This window comes from Nocardia sp. CNS-044 (genome assembly GCF_059570515.1).
On record NZ_JCANSX010000011.1, the window covers coordinates 363,657 to 380,751 of the forward strand.

16 protein-coding genes are annotated in these 17,095 nt (G+C 69.2%); 12 read left to right on the plus strand and 4 right to left on the minus strand.

Annotated features, from left to right (window positions below; genetic code table 11):
• Window positions 1-11 precede the first annotated feature (11 nt).
• Window positions 12-6,446 (plus strand): SDR family NAD(P)-dependent oxidoreductase, encoded by a 6,435-nt coding sequence (locus T333_RS29880; protein ID WP_496426584.1) that lies wholly within the window; start codon window positions 12-14, stop codon window positions 6,444-6,446.
• Window positions 6,443-7,855, plus strand: coding sequence for an aminotransferase class I/II-fold pyridoxal phosphate-dependent enzyme (locus T333_RS29885; protein ID WP_355001382.1), 1,413 nt, complete (start codon window positions 6,443-6,445; stop codon window positions 7,853-7,855). The genes T333_RS29880 and T333_RS29885 overlap by 4 nt, the downstream gene beginning before the upstream one ends.
• Window positions 7,856-8,002: 147 nt before the next feature.
• Here the strand turns inward: T333_RS29885 and T333_RS29890 are convergent, their stop codons facing one another.
• The 3 genes from T333_RS29890 to T333_RS29900 form a co-directional block, all read right to left on the minus strand.
• Window positions 8,003-8,374 (minus strand): hypothetical protein, encoded by a 372-nt coding sequence (locus T333_RS29890; protein WP_355001383.1) that lies wholly within the window; start codon window positions 8,372-8,374, stop codon window positions 8,003-8,005.
• Between the two features lie 46 nt (window positions 8,375-8,420).
• Window positions 8,421-8,855, minus strand: coding sequence for a T6SS immunity protein Tdi1 domain-containing protein (locus T333_RS29895; protein ID WP_355001384.1), 435 nt, complete (start codon window positions 8,853-8,855; stop codon window positions 8,421-8,423).
• Window positions 8,856-9,492: 637 nt separating this feature from the next.
• On the minus strand, window positions 9,493-10,287 hold the full coding sequence (locus tag T333_RS29900) for a DJ-1/PfpI family protein (protein WP_357247676.1): 795 nt from the start codon (window positions 10,285-10,287) through the stop codon (window positions 9,493-9,495).
• Between the two features lie 433 nt (window positions 10,288-10,720).
• On the opposite strand from T333_RS29900, the gene T333_RS29905 reads away from it, so the two are divergent.
• From T333_RS29905 to T333_RS29950, 10 genes are read left to right on the plus strand one after another with little or no spacing between them, the layout of a single operon-like run.
• On the plus strand, window positions 10,721-11,329 hold the full coding sequence (locus T333_RS29905; protein WP_496426585.1) for a hypothetical protein: 609 nt from the start codon (window positions 10,721-10,723) through the stop codon (window positions 11,327-11,329).
• A gap of 5 nt (window positions 11,330-11,334) precedes the next feature.
• Window positions 11,335-12,594, plus strand: coding sequence for an SRPBCC family protein (locus T333_RS29910; RefSeq protein WP_496426586.1), 1,260 nt, complete (start codon window positions 11,335-11,337; stop codon window positions 12,592-12,594).
• Window positions 12,591-12,989: a gas vesicle protein GvpJ gene (gene gvpJ / locus T333_RS29915; RefSeq protein ID WP_097244002.1), complete on the plus strand. Its 399-nt coding sequence runs from the start codon at window positions 12,591-12,593 to the stop codon at window positions 12,987-12,989. The genes T333_RS29910 and gvpJ (T333_RS29915) overlap by 4 nt, the downstream gene beginning before the upstream one ends.
• A complete protein-coding gene (locus T333_RS29920; RefSeq protein ID WP_355001388.1) occupies window positions 12,989-13,780 on the plus strand; it encodes a GvpL/GvpF family gas vesicle protein in 792 nt (263 codons plus the stop codon). Before gvpJ (T333_RS29915) ends, T333_RS29920 begins: the two co-directional genes overlap by 1 nt.
• 3 nt (window positions 13,781-13,783) lie before the next feature.
• Entirely contained in the window at window positions 13,784-14,020 is a 237-nt protein-coding gene (locus T333_RS29925) for a gas vesicle protein GvpG (RefSeq protein WP_355001389.1), read from the plus strand.
• 18 nt (window positions 14,021-14,038) lie between these two features.
• Window positions 14,039-14,371: a gas vesicle protein GvpO gene (gene gvpO, locus T333_RS29930; protein WP_355001390.1), complete on the plus strand. Its 333-nt coding sequence runs from the start codon at window positions 14,039-14,041 to the stop codon at window positions 14,369-14,371.
• On the plus strand, window positions 14,368-14,763 hold the full coding sequence (gvpJ, locus tag T333_RS29935; protein WP_355001391.1) for a gas vesicle protein GvpJ: 396 nt from the start codon (window positions 14,368-14,370) through the stop codon (window positions 14,761-14,763). The genes gvpO and gvpJ (T333_RS29935) overlap by 4 nt, the downstream gene beginning before the upstream one ends.
• The gene (locus tag T333_RS29940) at window positions 14,756-15,541 is read left to right on the plus strand and encodes a GvpL/GvpF family gas vesicle protein (RefSeq protein WP_355001392.1); all 786 of its coding nucleotides are present in this window, start codon (window positions 14,756-14,758) and stop codon (window positions 15,539-15,541) included. Before gvpJ (T333_RS29935) ends, T333_RS29940 begins: the two co-directional genes overlap by 8 nt.
• Window positions 15,538-15,759, plus strand: coding sequence for a gas vesicle protein (locus tag T333_RS29945; RefSeq protein WP_355001393.1), 222 nt, complete (start codon window positions 15,538-15,540; stop codon window positions 15,757-15,759). Before T333_RS29940 ends, T333_RS29945 begins: the two co-directional genes overlap by 4 nt.
• A complete protein-coding gene (locus T333_RS29950; RefSeq protein ID WP_355001394.1) occupies window positions 15,752-16,045 on the plus strand; it encodes a gas vesicle protein K in 294 nt (97 codons plus the stop codon). Before T333_RS29945 ends, T333_RS29950 begins: the two co-directional genes overlap by 8 nt.
• A 13-nt stretch (window positions 16,046-16,058) precedes the next feature.
• On the opposite strand, the gene T333_RS29955 is transcribed toward T333_RS29950, so the two are convergent.
• Window positions 16,059-17,012 carry an alpha/beta fold hydrolase gene (locus T333_RS29955; RefSeq protein WP_355001395.1) on the minus strand — a complete coding sequence of 318 codons (954 nt, stop codon included), beginning with the start codon at window positions 17,010-17,012 and terminating at the stop codon, window positions 16,059-16,061.
• Between the last annotated feature and the right edge of the window lie 83 nt (window positions 17,013-17,095).

The window sequence follows — 17,095 nt, forward strand, 5'->3', positions numbered from 1 at the left end:
GAGCACATTTCGTGACCGACATCGCGATCGTCGGCATCGGCTGCCGCTACGCCGGTGGCATCGACTCGCCGGACACGTTCTGGGATTTCGTGGTGGACAAGCGCGACGCGGTCACCGAGATCCCGGCCGACCGCTGGGACTACCGCCGCTACTACGACCCCGACCGCCGCGCGCCCGGCCGGATGTACACCAAGCGCGCCGCGTTCCTGACCACCGATCCGTGGGCGTTCGACCCCGACTTCTTCGGCATCTCCCCGCGCGAGGCCACGGCGATGGACCCGCAGCAGCGGCTGGTGCTCGAGGTCGCGTGGGAAGCGCTCGACGACGCGGGCATCGCGGGCCGCACCGGCGAGGCGCCGGTCGGGGTCTACCTGGGCGCGTTCACCCTCGACCAGCTCGCGGTCGGCTTCACCGGCGAGGCGGTGCCGCACATCGACATGCACTCCTCGGCGGGCGCGTCCTACACGATGCTGTCCAATCGAATCTCCTACACGCTCAACCTGAGTGGGCCGAGCGTCACCGTCGACACCGCGTGCTCCTCGTCGCTGGTCGCGCTGCATCTTGCCTGCCAGGCGCTGCGCGACGGCGACTGCCGCACCGCACTGGCGGGCGGGGTGAACCTGATGCTGCAACCGGGCACGTTCATCTCCATGTGCAAGGGCGGTTTCCTCGCCGAAGACGGACGAAGCAAGTCCTTCGGAGCCACCGCCGACGGATACGGGCGCGGTGAGGGCGCGGGCATGGTCGTGCTCAAGGCACTCGCCGATGCCGAAGCCGACGGCGACCGCGTCTACGCGGTGATCGAGGCGACCGGTTCCAACCAGGACGGCCGCACCACCGCCATCACCGTGCCCAACGCCGAGGCCCAAGAGGCGCTGGCGAAATCGGTGTGCGCGCGGGCGGGCATCGCACCGCACGAGGTGACCTACGTCGAGGCGCACGGCACCGGAACGCCGGTCGGCGACCCGCTGGAACTGCGCGCGATCGGGCGGGCCTACGGCGCCGTCGCGGGGCGCACCGCGCCGTTGGGTGTGGGATCGGTGAAAGCGACCCTCGGGCACACCGAGGCCGCCGCGGGCGTCGCGAGCGTCATCAAGGCGGCGCTGGCCATCTCCCGGCGCACGCTGCCGCCGCAGGGCTGGCTCGACGACGAACTCAATCCAGACCTCGCGCTCGACGAGCTGCGGTTGACGATTCAGACCGAGGCGCAGCCGGTCGGTCCCGAGGAGTGGATGACGGTGGCGGTCAACGGGTTCGGCTATGGCGGTACCAATGCCCATGCCATCTTGCGCGAGTACCGGCCTGCCCATGGGCGAGGGACCGCACCCGCGGCGTCCCTCGCGGCGCACGTGCCGGTCGACCGAGCGTCCACGTCGGTTGATCGAGCGCTCACCTTGGTCGGCCACACTCCGGCAGCGTTCGATACCGCTCCCGCGGCTGCGGCAACCGCCCCGCGCCACCGTGGCGTGCTGCCCATTTCGGCGCGCAACGAACAGGCAGTGCGCGAGCTCGCGGCCGCGTACGCCGAGCTGCTCGCCACCGGCGCTGATCCCGATCACGTGGCCGCAGCGGCCTGGACCAGGCGGCACCACCACCCGTTTCGGGTCGGTGTGCCGTTCGTCGATCCCGCCGAGTTGATCATCGACCTGCGCGGCTTCGCTGCGGGCGAGGGTCGCGCACCGGTGCGTGCCGTCGGAAACCCCTCCGTCGGACCGGTTTTCGTGTTCACCGGTATGGGTCCGCAGTGGTGGGGCATGGCGCGGGATCTGCTCGCCACCGACCCGGTCTTCGTGGCGGCGGCCGAACGTGTCGACACGGCGTTCACCGCCCTGGCCGGTTGGTCGATCCGCGCGGAACTGTCCCGTCCCGAGCACGAGTCCCGGGTGACCGCGACCGAGATCGCTCAGCCCGCGAACTTCCTCGTCCAGGTCGCGCTCTTCGAAACGCTTGCGGCGCTGGGCGCCCGGCCGTCGGCGGTGGTCGGGCACAGCGTCGGCGAGGTGTCGGCCGCCTACGTCACCGGCATGCTCTCGCTCACCGACGCGGTCGCAGTGGCCTATCACCGCGCCCGTCTCCAGGCCACGACCGCGGGCACCGGCGGCATGCTCGCGGTCGGCCTGCCCGCCGAGGAGGCGGCCGACCTGCTCGGCGCGGGCGTCGACATCGCCGCGATCAACAGCCCGACCGCCGTCACGCTCTCCGGCGCGATCGACCGGCTCGACGAGATCGCCGAAACACTCACCGAGCGCGGCATTTTCGCGAAGCGACTACAGGTCGAGGTCCCGTACCACAGCGCGCTGATGGATCCGATCCTCGACTCCCTGCGCGCCGCCCTCGCCGACCTGACCCCGCGACCCCCGTCGATCCCGCTCTACTCCACCGTGACCGGCGACCGGGTGACCGAGGCGGACTGGGACGCCGACTACTGGTGTGCGAACGTCCGTCGGCCGGTGCGCTTCGCCGCGGCGATTCGCGGCCTGATCACCGCGGGCGAACGCGTCTTCCTCGAAGTGGGCCCGCATCCCGTGCTGGCCGCCAACCTGCGCGAGCTGCTGCTGCACGCGGGCGAGAAAGGCGCCACCGTCGCGACGCTGCGGCGCAAGCAGGCCGACGCGGTCAGCGTGCGCGAGATGATCGCCGGGCTCTACACCGCGGGCGCCCTCGACATCCCCGCCTTGGTCGGCACGGCACCCGTCGCGCACCTGCCGCTCCCCCGCTACCCGTGGCAGCGCAAGCGCCTGCGCTCCGACCTGCCGGAATCGTCACAGCAGCGGTACGGCACTCCCGGCCTGTACACCATGCTCGGCGACCCTGGCTTGGACGACGAGCGGCACTGGACCGTCCCGATCGCCGCCGAGGTGCTGCCCTGGATCGATGATCACGTCGTCGACGGCTCCCGAATCCTGCCCGGCGCAGCGTATTTGGACGCGGCGTTGAGTGCGGCCGCCGTCGAGTACGGCGCGAGCGTCGAACACAGCATCGCCGCGGTGGAGCAGGTGCGGTTCATCGCGCCACTGCTCGTCGAACGCGGCGATGTTCCGGTGATGCAGTTGCGCGTGGAGGAGTCGACCCGCCGCTTCACCATCCGCTCCCGGACCGCGGTCGGGACGACGTGGACCGTGCACGCCACCGGCCGGCTGGTCGAGGGCGCGTTCGAACCGGGCAAGATCGCGGTCCCCGACACCGCCGCCATGACGCCCGTCGTGCCCGAGACTCTCTACGACGACCTGACCGCGACCGGCGTCGCCCACGGCCCGGCCTTCCGATTGGTGCGGGAAGCCTGGGTGGACGGCGACACCGTCGTCGCGACGCTGGACGCGAGCATCGCCGCGACCGCCGGGCATCTGGCGCACCCGTGCGTGCTGGACGCGGCCTGGCAGGTCGTCTCCCTCGGCGACGCGGGCGGGCCCGAACTGACGGGTGCGGTCATCCCCGTCGGCGCGGCCGCGGTGCGGATGTTCGCGCCGCTGCCCTCGCGCGCGGTGGTCGTCGCCCGGCTGACCGAACCGCTGCGCGCCGAGGTCGCGGTGCTGGACTCCGAGCACAACCTGGTGTTGCAGATCGTCGGCGCGAAGTTCCAGGCGGTGCCGTTCGGCGGCGGGCTGCGGCGCCGGCTCGAAGACCTCTACTACGAGGAACGCTGGACCCTGCGCGATCCGCTCGACCGCGCGGCGCTGCCGCAGGCCGCCACCGCGTACACCCTCGTCGTCCCGCTGTCCGGCGCCGCCCCCGCCCGCGTCGAACAGATCGCGCGTTCGACCAGCCGAGCCGAAATACTCTTCCCGGCAAACGATTTCGAACAAGCGCTGGCCGAGCGGCTGAGTGCCGCGCACGCCACCGAAGGCGTCGACCGCGTGCACGTCTGCGTGGTGGCCGGGACGAGCGCGGACCCGGTCGCCGACCTGTGGCTGTTGAGCAGGCTGGCGCTGATCGTGGAAGAAGTCGCCGACGAAATGCATCCCGAGCCGCTGCCGTTGACCGGAGACGGCTCCGTGCACGTGACTTTGGTGACCGAACGCGCCTTCACGCATCCAGAGGACACGGCCGTGCCCAATCCCGCCCACGCGGCCCTCGCGGGCGCGCGCCGGGTGTTGCTCAACGAGCAGCCACCGCTGCGTTGGCGTCTGGTCGACATCGAACCGGAGACCTCCGAAGCCGAGCTGCTCGCCGAACTGTCCGTTCCCGGCGCGTTCAGCGCCGACGGGTCCGACGAAGTGTTCCTGCGCAACGGATTACGGTGGCGCACCGTCGTGACGCGCGCGCTGCCCGACCGGCTCACCGCTCTCGACGATCCGGCGCCGCTGACCGATCCCGAGGCCAATTTCGTCCTCGACATCCCGCGCTCGCGCGTGCTGTCCCAGCTCGGCTGGCGCCGCGCCGCGCGCCGGGCCCCCGGTCCCGGTGAAGTCGAGGTGCGGATGGCCGCCATCGGACTGGGCTTCAAGGACCCGCTCAAGATTCTCGGCGTCCTGGGCGCGGACGACTTGGGTGAGACCCACTTCGGTGTCGCGCCGGGCATGGAGGGCGCGGGCACCGTGGTGCGGGTCGGCCCCGACGTGACCCGGTTGCGCGTCGGCGACCGCGTCGGGCTGGCCTCGGCGGGCATGATCGAACGCTTCCACGTCGCCAGTACCGAGGTCGTGGGACCCGCGGCGGAGAGCATTCGGCCGGAACTGTGCACCTCGACGGTCTCCTTCGTCACCGCCGAGTACTCGCTGCTCGATCTGGCGCGGCTGCGCGCCGGGGAGACGGTGCTGGTACACGGGGCGGCGGGCGGCGTCGGGGCTTGCGCGATCCAGGTCGCCAAGCGGCACGGCGCGCGAGTGATCGGCACCGCGAGCACCGACGAACGGCGCGCCTATGCGCTGGAGCAGGGCGCGGACGAGGTGGTGAACTCGCGGTCGCTGAACTTCGTCGACGACGTCCTCGGCCTCACCGACGGCCGCGGCGCCGACATCGTCATCAGCACCGCGCCGGGCGAGATCGTGCACCAGAACTTCAAGGCCGTCGCCGAATTCGGGCGCATCGTGGAGATCGGCAAGGCCGACATCTACTCCGGCGGCGTGCTGGACCTGCGCAACTTCGACAAGAACGTCGCGTACTTCTCCTTCGATCTGGACCGCATGCTGAAATTGCGCCGGGCCGAGGTGGTGGCCAGGGTGCAGGCGGTGAACGAGAGACTCGCCGACGGCACCTACCGTCCGCTGCCGTACCACAGTTTCGGCGTCGACGAGGTCGGGGCCGCGTTCGAGGAGGCCCTGCGCTCGACCCGCCTCGGGCGCATCGCCCTCGACCTCACCGGCGAAACACCGCCGGTACGACCGCAATCCGCCGACGTGCCCATCGATGCGGACGGCCGCTACCTGATCACCGGCGGCTTCGGCGCTTTCGGCCTGGCCACCGGCCGCTGGCTGGTCCGCCGCGGCGCGCGGCGCCTGGTGCTGATCGGCCGCGGCGGTGCGGGCACCGACACCGCCCGCGCGCACCTGGACACCTGGCGCGCCGAAGGGGTCGAGGTGCTCGTCGAGCGCGCCGACGTCACCGACGCCGATGCGATGCGCGAGGTCGTGGCGCGCGTCCACACCGAAGCGCATCCGTTGCGCGGTGTCTTCCACGCGGCGGGCGTTCTCGACGATCAGCGCATCACGACGATGGACCGGGCCAGCCTGACCGCCGTCTTCCGTCCGAAGCTCGACGGAGCGCTGGCGTTGCACACCGCACTGACCGCCGCGAAGGTGCGCCCCGACCTGATCGTGCTGTTCTCCTCCGGCAGCGCCATCATGGGCGGGATCGGCCAATACTCCTACACCGCGGCGAATCTCGCGCTCCAATCGTTCGCCGACCAACTGGCGCGCCGCGGCGAGCGGGTGCTGTGCATCGGCTGGGGCGCGATGTCCGGCGGCGGCATGGTCGACGCCGACGAGAACGTGCAGCGCTACCTGCGCATCGCGGGCTTCGAGGCGATCGATATGGACGACGGCACCGAATACCTCGGCGAGGCATTGCGTCTCGGCGTCCGGCAGGCCGCGATCATCCCGGTCGACTGGAGCAAGGTGGTGCTGGCCGCGCCGCAGCTGGCCTACACCGCGCGCGTCGCCGAGCTGATCGCCGCGGCCTCGGAGGACAATTCGGCCGCGGCGCGGCTGCGCGGCGAGATCGTCGCGCTGGACGAGGCGCAGCGCGCGGCCGTCGTCGGTTATGTTCTCGCCGAACAGCTCGCCGAGGTGATGGGCGTGGCTCCGGATTCCATCGACCTGTCGGTTCCGCTGCCCGAACTCGGCCTGGATTCGCTCATGGCGGTCGAGTTCGGCGCGCTGGTGAGCAAGACCCTCGGTGTGGAGATGAACAGTATGCAGCTGGGTCGTTCGTTCAGCCTGGCGCAGGCCGGCGCCAGGATCGCCGAGATCATCGTGGGATCCGGAAGCGCCCAGGCGGTTCCGGCATGACCGACGAGCGGGACATCGCGCGGCGGCTGCTGGCCGGTGCCCGCGAGCGCGACACCGCCGCGCCGCCGGATCGGCCCAAAGCCGCGCAGGCCACTCCGCGCACCAGCGCGCGGCGCGGACCGGGACGCCAGTTCGCCGACCATCCGGCCGTGGTGGCGGCGCTGGAGAAGCAGGCGGCGATCCAGCGGCTGATCGACGCCACCGGGCTGCCGCATCCGCTGTTCCTCTCGCCGGAAGGACACAACGGCGCGGTGATCCGTTCCGGCGGAAAGGCCTTGGTGAACTACAGCTCCTACAACTACCTGGAGTTGGCCGGACACCCGCGCGTCATCCGCGCCGCCAACGAGGCCGCCGAACGCTACGGCACCTCCGCCTCGGCCACCCGCATCGTCACCGGGGAGATCCCGCTCTACGGCGTGCTCGAACGCCGCCTCGCCGACATCTACCGGGCGGGCGCGGCGCTGGTGACCTCGAGCGGGTTCCTCACCAACGCCGCGGTGATCGGCTTCCTGCTCGGCGAAGGCGATGTCGCCGTGTGCGATTCGCTCGCGCACGCCAGCCTGGTCGCGGGCACCCAGTGGGCGGGGTGCCGACGAGTCACCTTCCGGCACAACGATCCCGAGTCGCTCGCCGCGCTGCTGCGGACCTGCCGCCACCAGTTCGATCGGGCGCTGGTGATCATCGAGGGCCACTACAGCATGGACGGCGACCTCGGCCGGATCGCCGAGATCGCCGCCGTGGCACGGACATACGATTGCGCGGTCCTCGTCGACGAGGCGCACGCCATCGGCGTCCTCGGCGCCACCGGACTCGGCAGCCGGGAACACTTCGATCTGCCCGGCGACCTGGTCGACATCTGGGCGGGCAGCCTGTCGAAGGCGCTCGGCAGCACCGGCGGGTTCATCGCGGGCGACGCCGACCTGGTTCAGGCGATCAAGTACGCCGCGCCCGGCATGGCGCTCTACACCGCGGGACCGTCCCCGGCCAACGTCGCCGCCGTCCTGGCCGGGCTCGACGTGCTCGCCGACGAACCCGACCGGCTGACCCGCCTGTGGTCGAACGCGCGCTTGTTCACCGGCGCGCTGCGCGCGCGAGGCATGAATCTCGCCGACTCCGAATCGACCCCGATCGTGCCGGTCATCGTGCCCGGTGAGATCCGCGCCGGATACGCCGCGGCGGCGCTGCTACAGCGCGGCTACAACGCGGGCGCCATCCTGTCCCCCGTCGTGCCCGCGGGCGCCGAACGGCTGCGGTTCTTCCTGACCAGCGAACACACCGAACGCCAGCTGCTCGACACCGTCGACCAGCTCGGCGAAATCCTCGACATCGTCCACCACATCCCGGACCTCACCATCGGAGCCTTCGAGGCCCCCGACCAACTCGGCCCCCTGCCTGTCCCCGGACGCTGAGATCGGCGCGCGTTCGTTGCTCGAGCCCACCTCACTCCCGTTCCAGTCGGGGGTGAAGCCGAGATCGGTGTGTGTTCGCGGACCGACCCACCCGACCGGACCGCGGGGCGGATGCTGGGACGTAGCCCGGCCTCGTCGCGGTTGCCATCACCGCTTCTTGTCGGGCGATGGCAACCGGACCGCATCCCAGGGCACCCAGTGCCGCAGGGTCGTCTCGGTGAGCTTGTTGCGGGTGCGGTAGTCGACCGCGACCTCGGCATACCAGGCGACGTAGTGCCCCAGGTGCAGCCGGACCCAGCCGTACTGGGTCGCCTGGACCCACGGTTCTTGGAACCTCGGGTCCAGGCTGTTGGACGCGACGCCCAGCGACGGACGCTGCGGTCCCGGCCGGTTCGGCAGCAGCCAGATCCGCTTCGGATCGACCAGCACGGGACGTGGTCGCGGCAGACGCCGGACCGCCGACCAGCCGTCCTCGCTCACCGTCGACCACCCGACCCGGCCGCGCTGTAATTCGAACACATGTTCCCATCATGACATGTCTACGGACCGGTCGGAATGCCCCCCGCTACTGAAGTTGCTGAGCTTGCGCGACGAGCTCGAGAAACGTCCACAACTCGCCGGTGTCGTAGGTCTCGGGCGCCTCGCTGCCGCCCAGGAACGGATAGGGCGTCGCGATGTAGACCTGCTCCGGCGCGAGCGGCCCGAGCAGGTCGCGAATCCGCGCCACATGCTCGGTGCGCAGCACGTAATCGGCGAACCCTTGCTCGCGCAGCACCCGATCCGCGAACTCGGCGGGATCGGCGAACGCGCCGTAACCCTTCGCCGCGGCCCGATAGGGATGCAACACCGCGCACTCCCCCGACTGGCTGTTCACCAGGAACGTGTGCCCGAGATCCGAATACCCGAAAACGAGATCGAACTGCGGAAAGTGCGGCGCCCACGCCGGCATCGCCTCGACCACCGGCCGCTGCCCGATCAACTGAAAACCCTCGACTGTCACGCACCGATCCAATCAGCCGAGACCGCCCGCTGTCTCCACGCCGCGCGGTTCGTCGCGCCTCGGCGAGTCGTGACTCGATGACCACCGATATCGCCGTCGAGGTCGCGGGTTGCTCGACCTGCCGGACGACGCACCGGTCGCGGCATCGATTTCGGCGGGGATCGCACGGCTGACAGACGTTCGGCGCGAACACGATCGCGCGGATGTTTTGCGAATTGATGACGGCGATATGTCGATTGCGATCAAAAATCGCGAATTGTCTGCGGTGGCGGTGCTTGTCGAGTTATCGTCGGCAGGCTCACCGCCATTCCCGCGCAGATCGAAGCGCCCGCGGCGAGCGCCCAGGTCAGTGAACCGGTCAAAATCGCAACGCCGCAGGCCAGGGCCGTGGCGATGAGAGCGCACAGCACGGCCGTACCGCGCTCGATGCCGATTATTCGGCGAGCTCGGTCGTTCCGTGAAGTCATATCGTTGTAGTACCCGAAGGCTCCGTGATTGAAACGTTATTCTTTGTTTCCTTTCTCGGGCCGGTGTTTTCGTCGCGTACCGCGATCACGCGATTGGGAGTGCGCGAAAGAGGTTTCGCCAGTGCGGGCTTGGAGAAATTGATCATGACGGCGTGCCCGGCAAGCCCACATCATTCCCGTGTGACACCGGCAAGCGGTGCGCTTGCCCGAACCTTCGCGACGAAGGCGGCGCCGAGTGCCTTGGCGGAGTAGGGATCCTGCCCGGTCAACAGCTCGCGGTCGTCGACGATCTTGCTGCCCATCGGCAGCCGGGTCTGCTCGACGCGCGCGCCGCACTCGCGCAGCAGCTCGGTCGGATCGACAGCGAGGTGACCGCGGAACCGGCGCGCCACCGGGACGACGCTGAGCATGGTGTCCACGACGGTCTTGAAGCACGTCATCCGGTAGCCGTCGTAGATCCAGCGCCCATCCACCTTCGGGGCCGCGGCGAGCGCGGCAGGTGCGTGGCAGATCAGCGCGGTCGGCCGGTCGTGGTCGTGGAAGTACCGAAGCAGCGCACCGAAGTCCTCGTTGCGCGAATCGTCGGTGAACGCGTCGCGGTACAGCAGGTCGACCAGCGGCGCGTGGCCGCCGGGGACGAACACCGCGTCGAAACCGGCGAGGTCGCGCGGCGAAGCGGCCAGGTCGGCGAGGTCGGCGGGCTCGGCGAGGCCGAGCTCGAGCAGGCGGGTGTAGCTGGTCAGCGCCGCGTCGCGGGCGCGGCGGGACATGCCGAAGTACATCAGGCTGCACGAGGTGCCGTCGATCGTCGGGATCTTGCCGCCCGGTGTCGCGAACGACAGCCGGAAGCCAGCGGCGAGCATGGCATCGGTCGGCTCGACGAGTTCACCGAGATAGGTGCCGGTCGGTTCACTGCCGCCCTCGCGCAAAGGGATGCGATCGGCGGCGGACACCACGACCAACACGGTGCGGAGCGCACCAGCACTCCGGCTGGCGGCAGGCGAATTCGAGGCGGTCACAGCCGTCGCGTACCCGCGCGCCTTCGCACGAAACCGGCGGTGAATTCCGCTCGTTCGCAACTCTTTTGCCACGGCATGCCCGCCGTACCGCAGCCGAACGGGCCATCTGGCTATCTCACAGCTCATTCAGGCCTTCGATCGTTCGATCTCGCACCCGCGTCGAGCTCCGATCACCCGTTGTGCGCGCTCGTGCGTTTCACATATCGGACCGCTCCGGCTTTTCGCAGGAAGAACGCGGTTACAACCGCCTCATATTCGGCGTAGCGTCGAAGACTAGGGGCGTGATGTGATCCGGCCCACCTCTGAACGAGTGAGGCTGCAACCGGGCTCCGTTTCGCACACGCGCTGATATAGAGCGGATGGCAAACCAGGAGTGACCATGAAGGGTGGAGCGAGGCTGGCGGCGGGGGTGGGGATCGGATACGTGCTGGGACGCACGCGCAAAATGCGACTGGCGTTGATGCTCGCGGGCGCGGGATTGAGCAGGCAGGCGGGGGGCCCGCAGGCCCTGCTGCAACGCGGTGCGTCGGTGCTCGGGTCGTCGAAGGAACTGACCAAGATCACCGACACGATTCGCGGTGAGCTGATGGACGCCGCGCGGGCCGCGGCGGTCAGCGCCGCGAGCAACCGTATCGATGCGTTGAACGCCCGCCTCCAGGGCGGCGGCGAGACCTCCGAGGCGGACGAAGACACCGGCCAGGAGGAGCGGCCCGAAGACGCGGACGACTACGCCGAAGAAGACTACGAATCCGACGAAGACCGGGAGGGCGAGGACGAAGACCAGGAGGACGCCGAGCCCGAGAAAGGCAAGAAGTCTTCATCCACCCGCTCACGCACGCCCACCCGCCGTCGGGCCGCGGCGACCAGTTCCAAGCGGACACCGGCCAAATCGTCCGGCTCCGGGGAGCGTAAGCCGACGGGCTCCCGACAGCGTCGAGCCCGAGCCGACACCGCCGACAGCGCGCCGGTGCGACGCACCAGGAGGTGACGGCGATGGCTGCGAAATCTCTCGAAGACGTCACCCGCAAGCTCGGTGAGACCGCGACCGGAGCCGCGAGCCGGGCCAAGAAGACGGCCGGTTCCGCAACACCGCAGCAGCAGCTGCAGGACTCACTGCGGAACCTCACGGGAACCATCGCCGAGCGTGCGCTCACGAGTGTCGCCGGCCGGGTAGCCGGGACAGCTGATCGTCTCACCCAAGTGGCCGAGGGCGGCGGCGGCAACCTGCTGTCGGCGTTGACCGGGGTCGAGAAGCTCGCCGAAGGCAAATCACCGATGTCGGCGGCGATGAGCGCGGGTATGGACAAGCTCAAGAGCTCCGCCACCGAGAAGTTCCAAGACGTGAAGGAATCCCTGACCGGTGGTAAAGGCAAGGGCAGCGGCGGCAAGAAGCTCAAGCTGACCAATATCGTCGAGCACATCGATGTCGGTGTCCCGATCGACCTCGCCTACGACCAGTGGACCCAGTTCGCGGACTTCCCGAAGTTCATGAAGAAGGTCCAGCAAGTCGAGCAGGTCTCCGACGAGAAGCTCGAATGGTCCGGCAAGGTCTTCTGGTCCAAGCGGACCTGGAATTCCACCATCGTCGAACAGGTGCCGTTCGAGCGGATCGTGTGGCGGTCGAAGGGCCACAAAGGCTATATCGACGGCGCGGTGACCTTCCACGAACTCACCCCCGATCTGACGCGGATCATCGTGGTGCTCGAGTACCACCCCGCCGGGCTCTTCGAGAAGACCGCCAACCTCTGGCGTGCGGCCGGACGCCGGGTTCGTTTGGAACTCAAGCACTTCCAGCGTCACGTCATGACCGAGAGCGTGCTGCACCCAGACGACATCGTGGGCTGGCACGGCGAGATCCGTGACAAGAAGGTGGTCAAGGACGACGAGACCGCCCGTCGTGAGGAGGAAGAAGGCGAGGACGAGGAACGCGACGAGGCCGGCGACGGTGAGGAATACGACGAAGCCGAGGAAGAGGAGACGGACGAGGACGAAGAACCCGACGAAGACGAAGAACCTGACGAGGACGAGGACGAGGGCGAACGCGACGAGGCCGAGGAAGAAGAACCCGACGAGGACGAAGACGAAGAACGCGACGAGGCCGACGAAGGCGAGGAGGCCGAGGAAGACGAGCGGCCCGCCCGTCGGCCCGCGGCGCGCCGGCGCGCCACCTCGACGAGTCGTCGCACCACATCAGGGAGCAGGCGCGGCACCACGGAACGCCGAGCGACCGCGCGCAGGAGGCAAGAAGCATGACCATCGAACCCGCGGGTGGCGGAGGTGTCGCTGCCCGCCCGAATTCTTCGGGCTTGGCCGACGTCATCGACACGATTCTGGACAAAGGTCTGGTCATCGACGCGTTCGTGCGCGTGTCGCTGGTCGGTATCGAACTGGTGACCATCGACGCCCGAGTCGTGGTGGCCAGCGTCGACACTTATCTGCGATTCGCCGAGGCCGTCAATCGACTGGAAATCTCCGACACCGAACCGAAGGGTCTGCCGGATCTGGTCGGGGAGGTCGCCAGCGGCGGTGCCAAGCACAAGACCCAGGGCGCGCTCGAGGCCGCCGGCGAGAAAGTCCTGAACTTCATGGACGACGTCGAGGCGAGGCGCGAGAAGCAAAGCCGGTCGACGAAACGTAGGGAGGATTGATGTCCACCGAACAAGCGACCGAAGCGCGAGAGAAGGAAAGCGCTGGGAGTACCGCGGTGTACGTCTACGGAATCGTGCCCGCGGATGTGGAACCGGAAGAGCAGGCCTCGGGAGTCGGCGATCACGGCGTCACCGTGGTGCGACATGGAGACATCGGCGCGCTGGTCAGCGAGATCTCGACCGACCGCCCGCTCGGTACTCCGGCCGACATGACCGCGCACGCGGAGCTGCTGGACGGCTCGGCCGCCGTGACACCGGTGCTGCCGCTGCGGTTCGGCGCCGTCATGTCCACCGCCGAAGCGGTGGAGAAGGAGTTGCTCGAGGCCCATCAGGACGAATTCCGCGCGGCGCTGGAGGAATTGGAAGGTCGCGCGCAGTTCGTGGTCAAAGGTCGCTACGTCGAGAAGACGATCCTGCGGGAACTGCTCGCCGAGAACGCCGAGGCGGCTCGATTGCGCGACGCGATCCGTGACAAGGAAGCGGATGCCACGCGGGACGCCAGGATGGCACTCGGCGAGATCATCAACCAGGGCATCGAAGCGAAACGAGCCCAGGACACCCGTCGAGTGCTCGACGCGCTCGACGAGCTGGACCCCCTCGTCAACGAGCGGCCCCCGACCAACGAGCAGGACGCGGTGCACGTCGCGATCCTTGTGGAGCTGGCCAGGCAGGGCGACTTGGAGGATGCGCTGGCTCGGCTCGCCGACGAGTGGGAGGACCGCGTGACCTTGTCGCTGCTCGGTCCGATGGCGGCCTACGACTTCGTGATGAAGCGCGCACCGGAGGGCTGATCGGTGGGTTTGATTTCGGCGATCGTCACGTTGCCGCTCGCTCCGGTCCGCGGCGTGATCTGGCTCGGTCAGGTCATCCAGGACGAAGTCGAACGGCAGCTGAACGATCCGGCGACCATCCGGCGTGAGCTCGAGGCGATCGACGAGGCCAGGGCGGCCGGTCAACTGTCCGAGGAAGAGCACGCGCAGGCCCAGCAGGCGGTCCTCGACCGGATGATGCGCCCGCGCGGCACCGCCTGACCGGAGGGAGTGATCCGAGTGAGCGCCCGGAGAGCCGACGACGAGACCGAGGACGGCGGCCGATCGGATCGATCGCAGTGCCGGACCGCCGCACAGGCGGCCGCGGCGGCGATCGCGGAGCTGGCCGAGCTGACTTCGAAGCAGGCCGAGGGGGCAACCTCGGCCGAGCCTATCGAGGAGGGCTGGCTGGTCGAGATCGAGGTGCTCGAGGACCGTCGCATCCCCTCGTCGTCGGACATGCTCGCGCTCTACGAGGTGGAACTCGACCTGGACGGGAACCTGGTGGCCTACCGCAGAACCCGGCGTTACAGCCGCGGTAGTACCGACATCGGTGTCCGAGGTTCGTCATGACCGTCGTGAACAGCGGATCATCGATGCCGGAGCCGTACGGCGGCGGCCACCGGTCGACGAACCTCGGCGACATCCTCGAGCGGGTCCTCGACAAAGGCTTGGTCATCGCGGGCGACATTCAGGTCAATCTGCTCGACATCGAGCTCCTCACGATCAAGCTGCGGCTGGTGGTCGCGTCGCTGGAGACCGCGAAGGCGGTGGGCATCGACTGGTGGGAGACCGATCCGTGGCTCAACAGCAAGGCACGGTCCCTCGAGCGGCAGGATCACGATCTCGAACTCGAGAACCAGAAGCTGCGCGATCGGATCGCCGAACTGGAGTCGCGAAAGGATCTCGGCCGCAAGCCCATCGAGCGCGCACGCGAACCGGAGGAAGAGCGAGACCGTGACTGACGCCGACGGAGTCTGGCTGTACGCGGTGACCGCGGACCTCGGGGCAGACCTGGGCGACCTGACCGGCGTGGCCGGGGAGGCGGTGCGCACGGTGGTCTCCGGCGATCTCGCGGCAGTCGTGGGGTCGGTGCCGCTCGCGGTCTTCGGCGACGAGCCGCTGCGCCGGAATCTGGAGGATCTGACGTGGCTGGAGGCGACGGCTCGGGCCCACGACGCCGTGGTCTCCGCACTGGCGCGACGAGGCGCGGCCGTGCCGCTGCGCTTGGCCGTCGTCTTCCTCGACGACGACCGGGTGCGCGGCATGCTCGACGAACGCCGCGCGGCCTTCGAATCGGCGCTTGCCCTGATCCAGGGGCGGACCGAGTGGGGCGTCAAAGCCTACGGCGACCGGGCGGCGCTCACCGCCGCGGTGGCCGAGGCCGATCTGGCCCGGACCGAAAGAGGCGGCGCGGGCACGGCTTATCTGCTGCGGCGGCGCGCGCAGTTGTCCGCGCGGGAGACCGTCGAACGTGACGCGGCCGAGCGCGCCGACCAGATCCACGAGCGCCTCGTCCGGCAGGCCGCGGCGGGTCGGCGTCAGCCGCTGACCGATCCCGTGCTGAACGGCCGCCGGGACTGGATGGTGCTCAACGGCACCTACCTCGTCGACGACGACCGCGCCGACGAATTCGCCGCGGTGGTGGAGGATCTCGGGAAGCAGTTCCCCGGCATCCGGCTCGAGCTCACCGGTCCCTGGCCGCCGTACTCGTTCGCCGGTGCGGAACGGGAGGCGCGATGACGCGCACCGACAGCGAGCGACGCGTCGCGCTCATCGATCTGCTGGATCGGGTGCTCGCGGGCGGCGTCGTCGTCACCGGCGACATCAGGCTCTCCATCGCGGACGTCGACATGGTCCAGATCTCGCTGCGCGCCCTGATCTCCTCGGTCAGCACCATCTCCGCCAACCCGCTCGCGCCGGCGGCGCGCAGCGCACTGGAACCGGCCCCGGATGACTGAATTCGACGGCCTGTCACCGCGTATCGACGCCGATCCCGAATCCGTCGAACGCGGACTCGTCACGCTCGTACTCACCTTGGTGGAGCTGCTGCGACAGCTGATGGAGCGCCAGGCACTGCGCCGCGTGGACGACGGCGACCTCAGCGAGGCGCAGATCGAACGCATCGGCACCACCCTCATGCTGCTCGAGCAGCGCATGGACGAATTGCGCGAGCACTTCGGTCTCACACCCGAGGACCTGAACATCGACCTCGGCCCACTAGGGACGCTTCTGCCCGAAAGGTGACAGTCCGTGCGGACTATGCGGCGAGGAGGTCGGGATCATCGGCCACAGGGGTGCCGCCCGCTCGCTCCAGCAGGCGGGCGAGGGCGTCGGCGACGTGGCGTGGTTGCTCGAGGATCACGGAGTGGCCAGCGCCCTCGACCATCACCAGGTCCGAGTACTCGATGGTGGCGGCCATCGCGACGGAGTGCGAGGGCGGCGTCATCAGGTCGGCCGAGCCGCACAGCACCAGCGTCGGGATCTTCGAGAGGACGGCGAGCGCGTCGGTCTGGTCGTAGACCATGAAGGCGCTCAGGAAGCTCGCCATCGTCACGATCGAAGTCTTGTTGTGCATCGCGTTGGCGAGCGTCAGCACCCGTGAGCTGACCTTGCGATCGCCGAACTCGGCGGTGCGGATGAGGGGGGCGAAGACCTTGCAGGCCAACAGCTTCGCGTGGTGCATCATGCTCGGCGCGCGCCGGACGGCGGCCTGGAACAAGGAAATGACCGGGTTGCGCAGGAGACGGCCGAAGCCCGCGTCGGCGAGCCCGTTCGCGGCGGTCGCGATGAGCGCGACGCCGACGACGCGAGTGCCGATTTCGTGCGGGTACAAGCTGGCATAGGTCAGCGCGGTCATGCCACCCATGGAGTGGCCGACCAGCACGACCGGCCCGATGGGGGCGACGACGTCGAGCACGTCGCGCAGGTCGTGGCCGAGCTGCTCGAGGTTGTAGGTCTGACGGGACGCGACGGCGGAGTCGCCGTGGCCGCGGTGGTCGTAGCAGACGAGCCGACCGCCCGGATACTTGCGCATCAGCGCGTCGCGGACGTAGGCCCAAGACGCGGTGCGCAGGCAGTGTCCGTGCAGGAGTACGACCGTGAGCTCCGCGTCTTGCGGTCCGTATTCACGAAGGGCGAGTTCCACACCGTCTCGGGTCGAGACCGTGGCACGCCGACCCGCCGAGGTGGCGGCTGTGCTGGTGATCGACATCGGAGGCTCCGGTTCGCTGGTGGTTACGTGTCCCACTGTCCGCCGGATCGTCCGCCGTAGTCAGTGCCCCGAGAGCTGAAGTC

Excerpts from the sequence above, each read along its gene's own strand:
- T333_RS29885 (WP_355001382.1), top strand. The coding sequence starts at position 6,443 with ATGACCGACGAGCGGGACATCGCGCGGCGGCTGCTGGCCGGTGCCCGC.
- T333_RS29905 (WP_496426585.1), top strand. The coding sequence starts at position 10,721 with ATGAAGGGTGGAGCGAGGCTGGCGGCGGGGGTGGGGATCGGATACGTG.
- T333_RS29910 (WP_496426586.1), top strand. The coding sequence starts at position 11,335 with ATGGCTGCGAAATCTCTCGAAGACGTCACCCGCAAGCTCGGTGAGACC.
- gvpJ (WP_097244002.1), top strand. The coding sequence starts at position 12,591 with ATGACCATCGAACCCGCGGGTGGCGGAGGTGTCGCTGCCCGCCCGAAT.
- T333_RS29920 (WP_355001388.1), top strand. The coding sequence starts at position 12,989 with ATGTCCACCGAACAAGCGACCGAAGCGCGAGAGAAGGAAAGCGCTGGG.
- gvpJ (WP_355001391.1), top strand. The coding sequence starts at position 14,368 with ATGACCGTCGTGAACAGCGGATCATCGATGCCGGAGCCGTACGGCGGC.
- T333_RS29945 (WP_355001393.1), top strand. The coding sequence starts at position 15,538 with ATGACGCGCACCGACAGCGAGCGACGCGTCGCGCTCATCGATCTGCTG.
- T333_RS29950 (WP_355001394.1), top strand. The coding sequence starts at position 15,752 with ATGACTGAATTCGACGGCCTGTCACCGCGTATCGACGCCGATCCCGAA.
- T333_RS29955 (WP_355001395.1), bottom strand. The coding sequence starts at position 17,012 with ATGTCGATCACCAGCACAGCCGCCACCTCGGCGGGTCGGCGTGCCACG.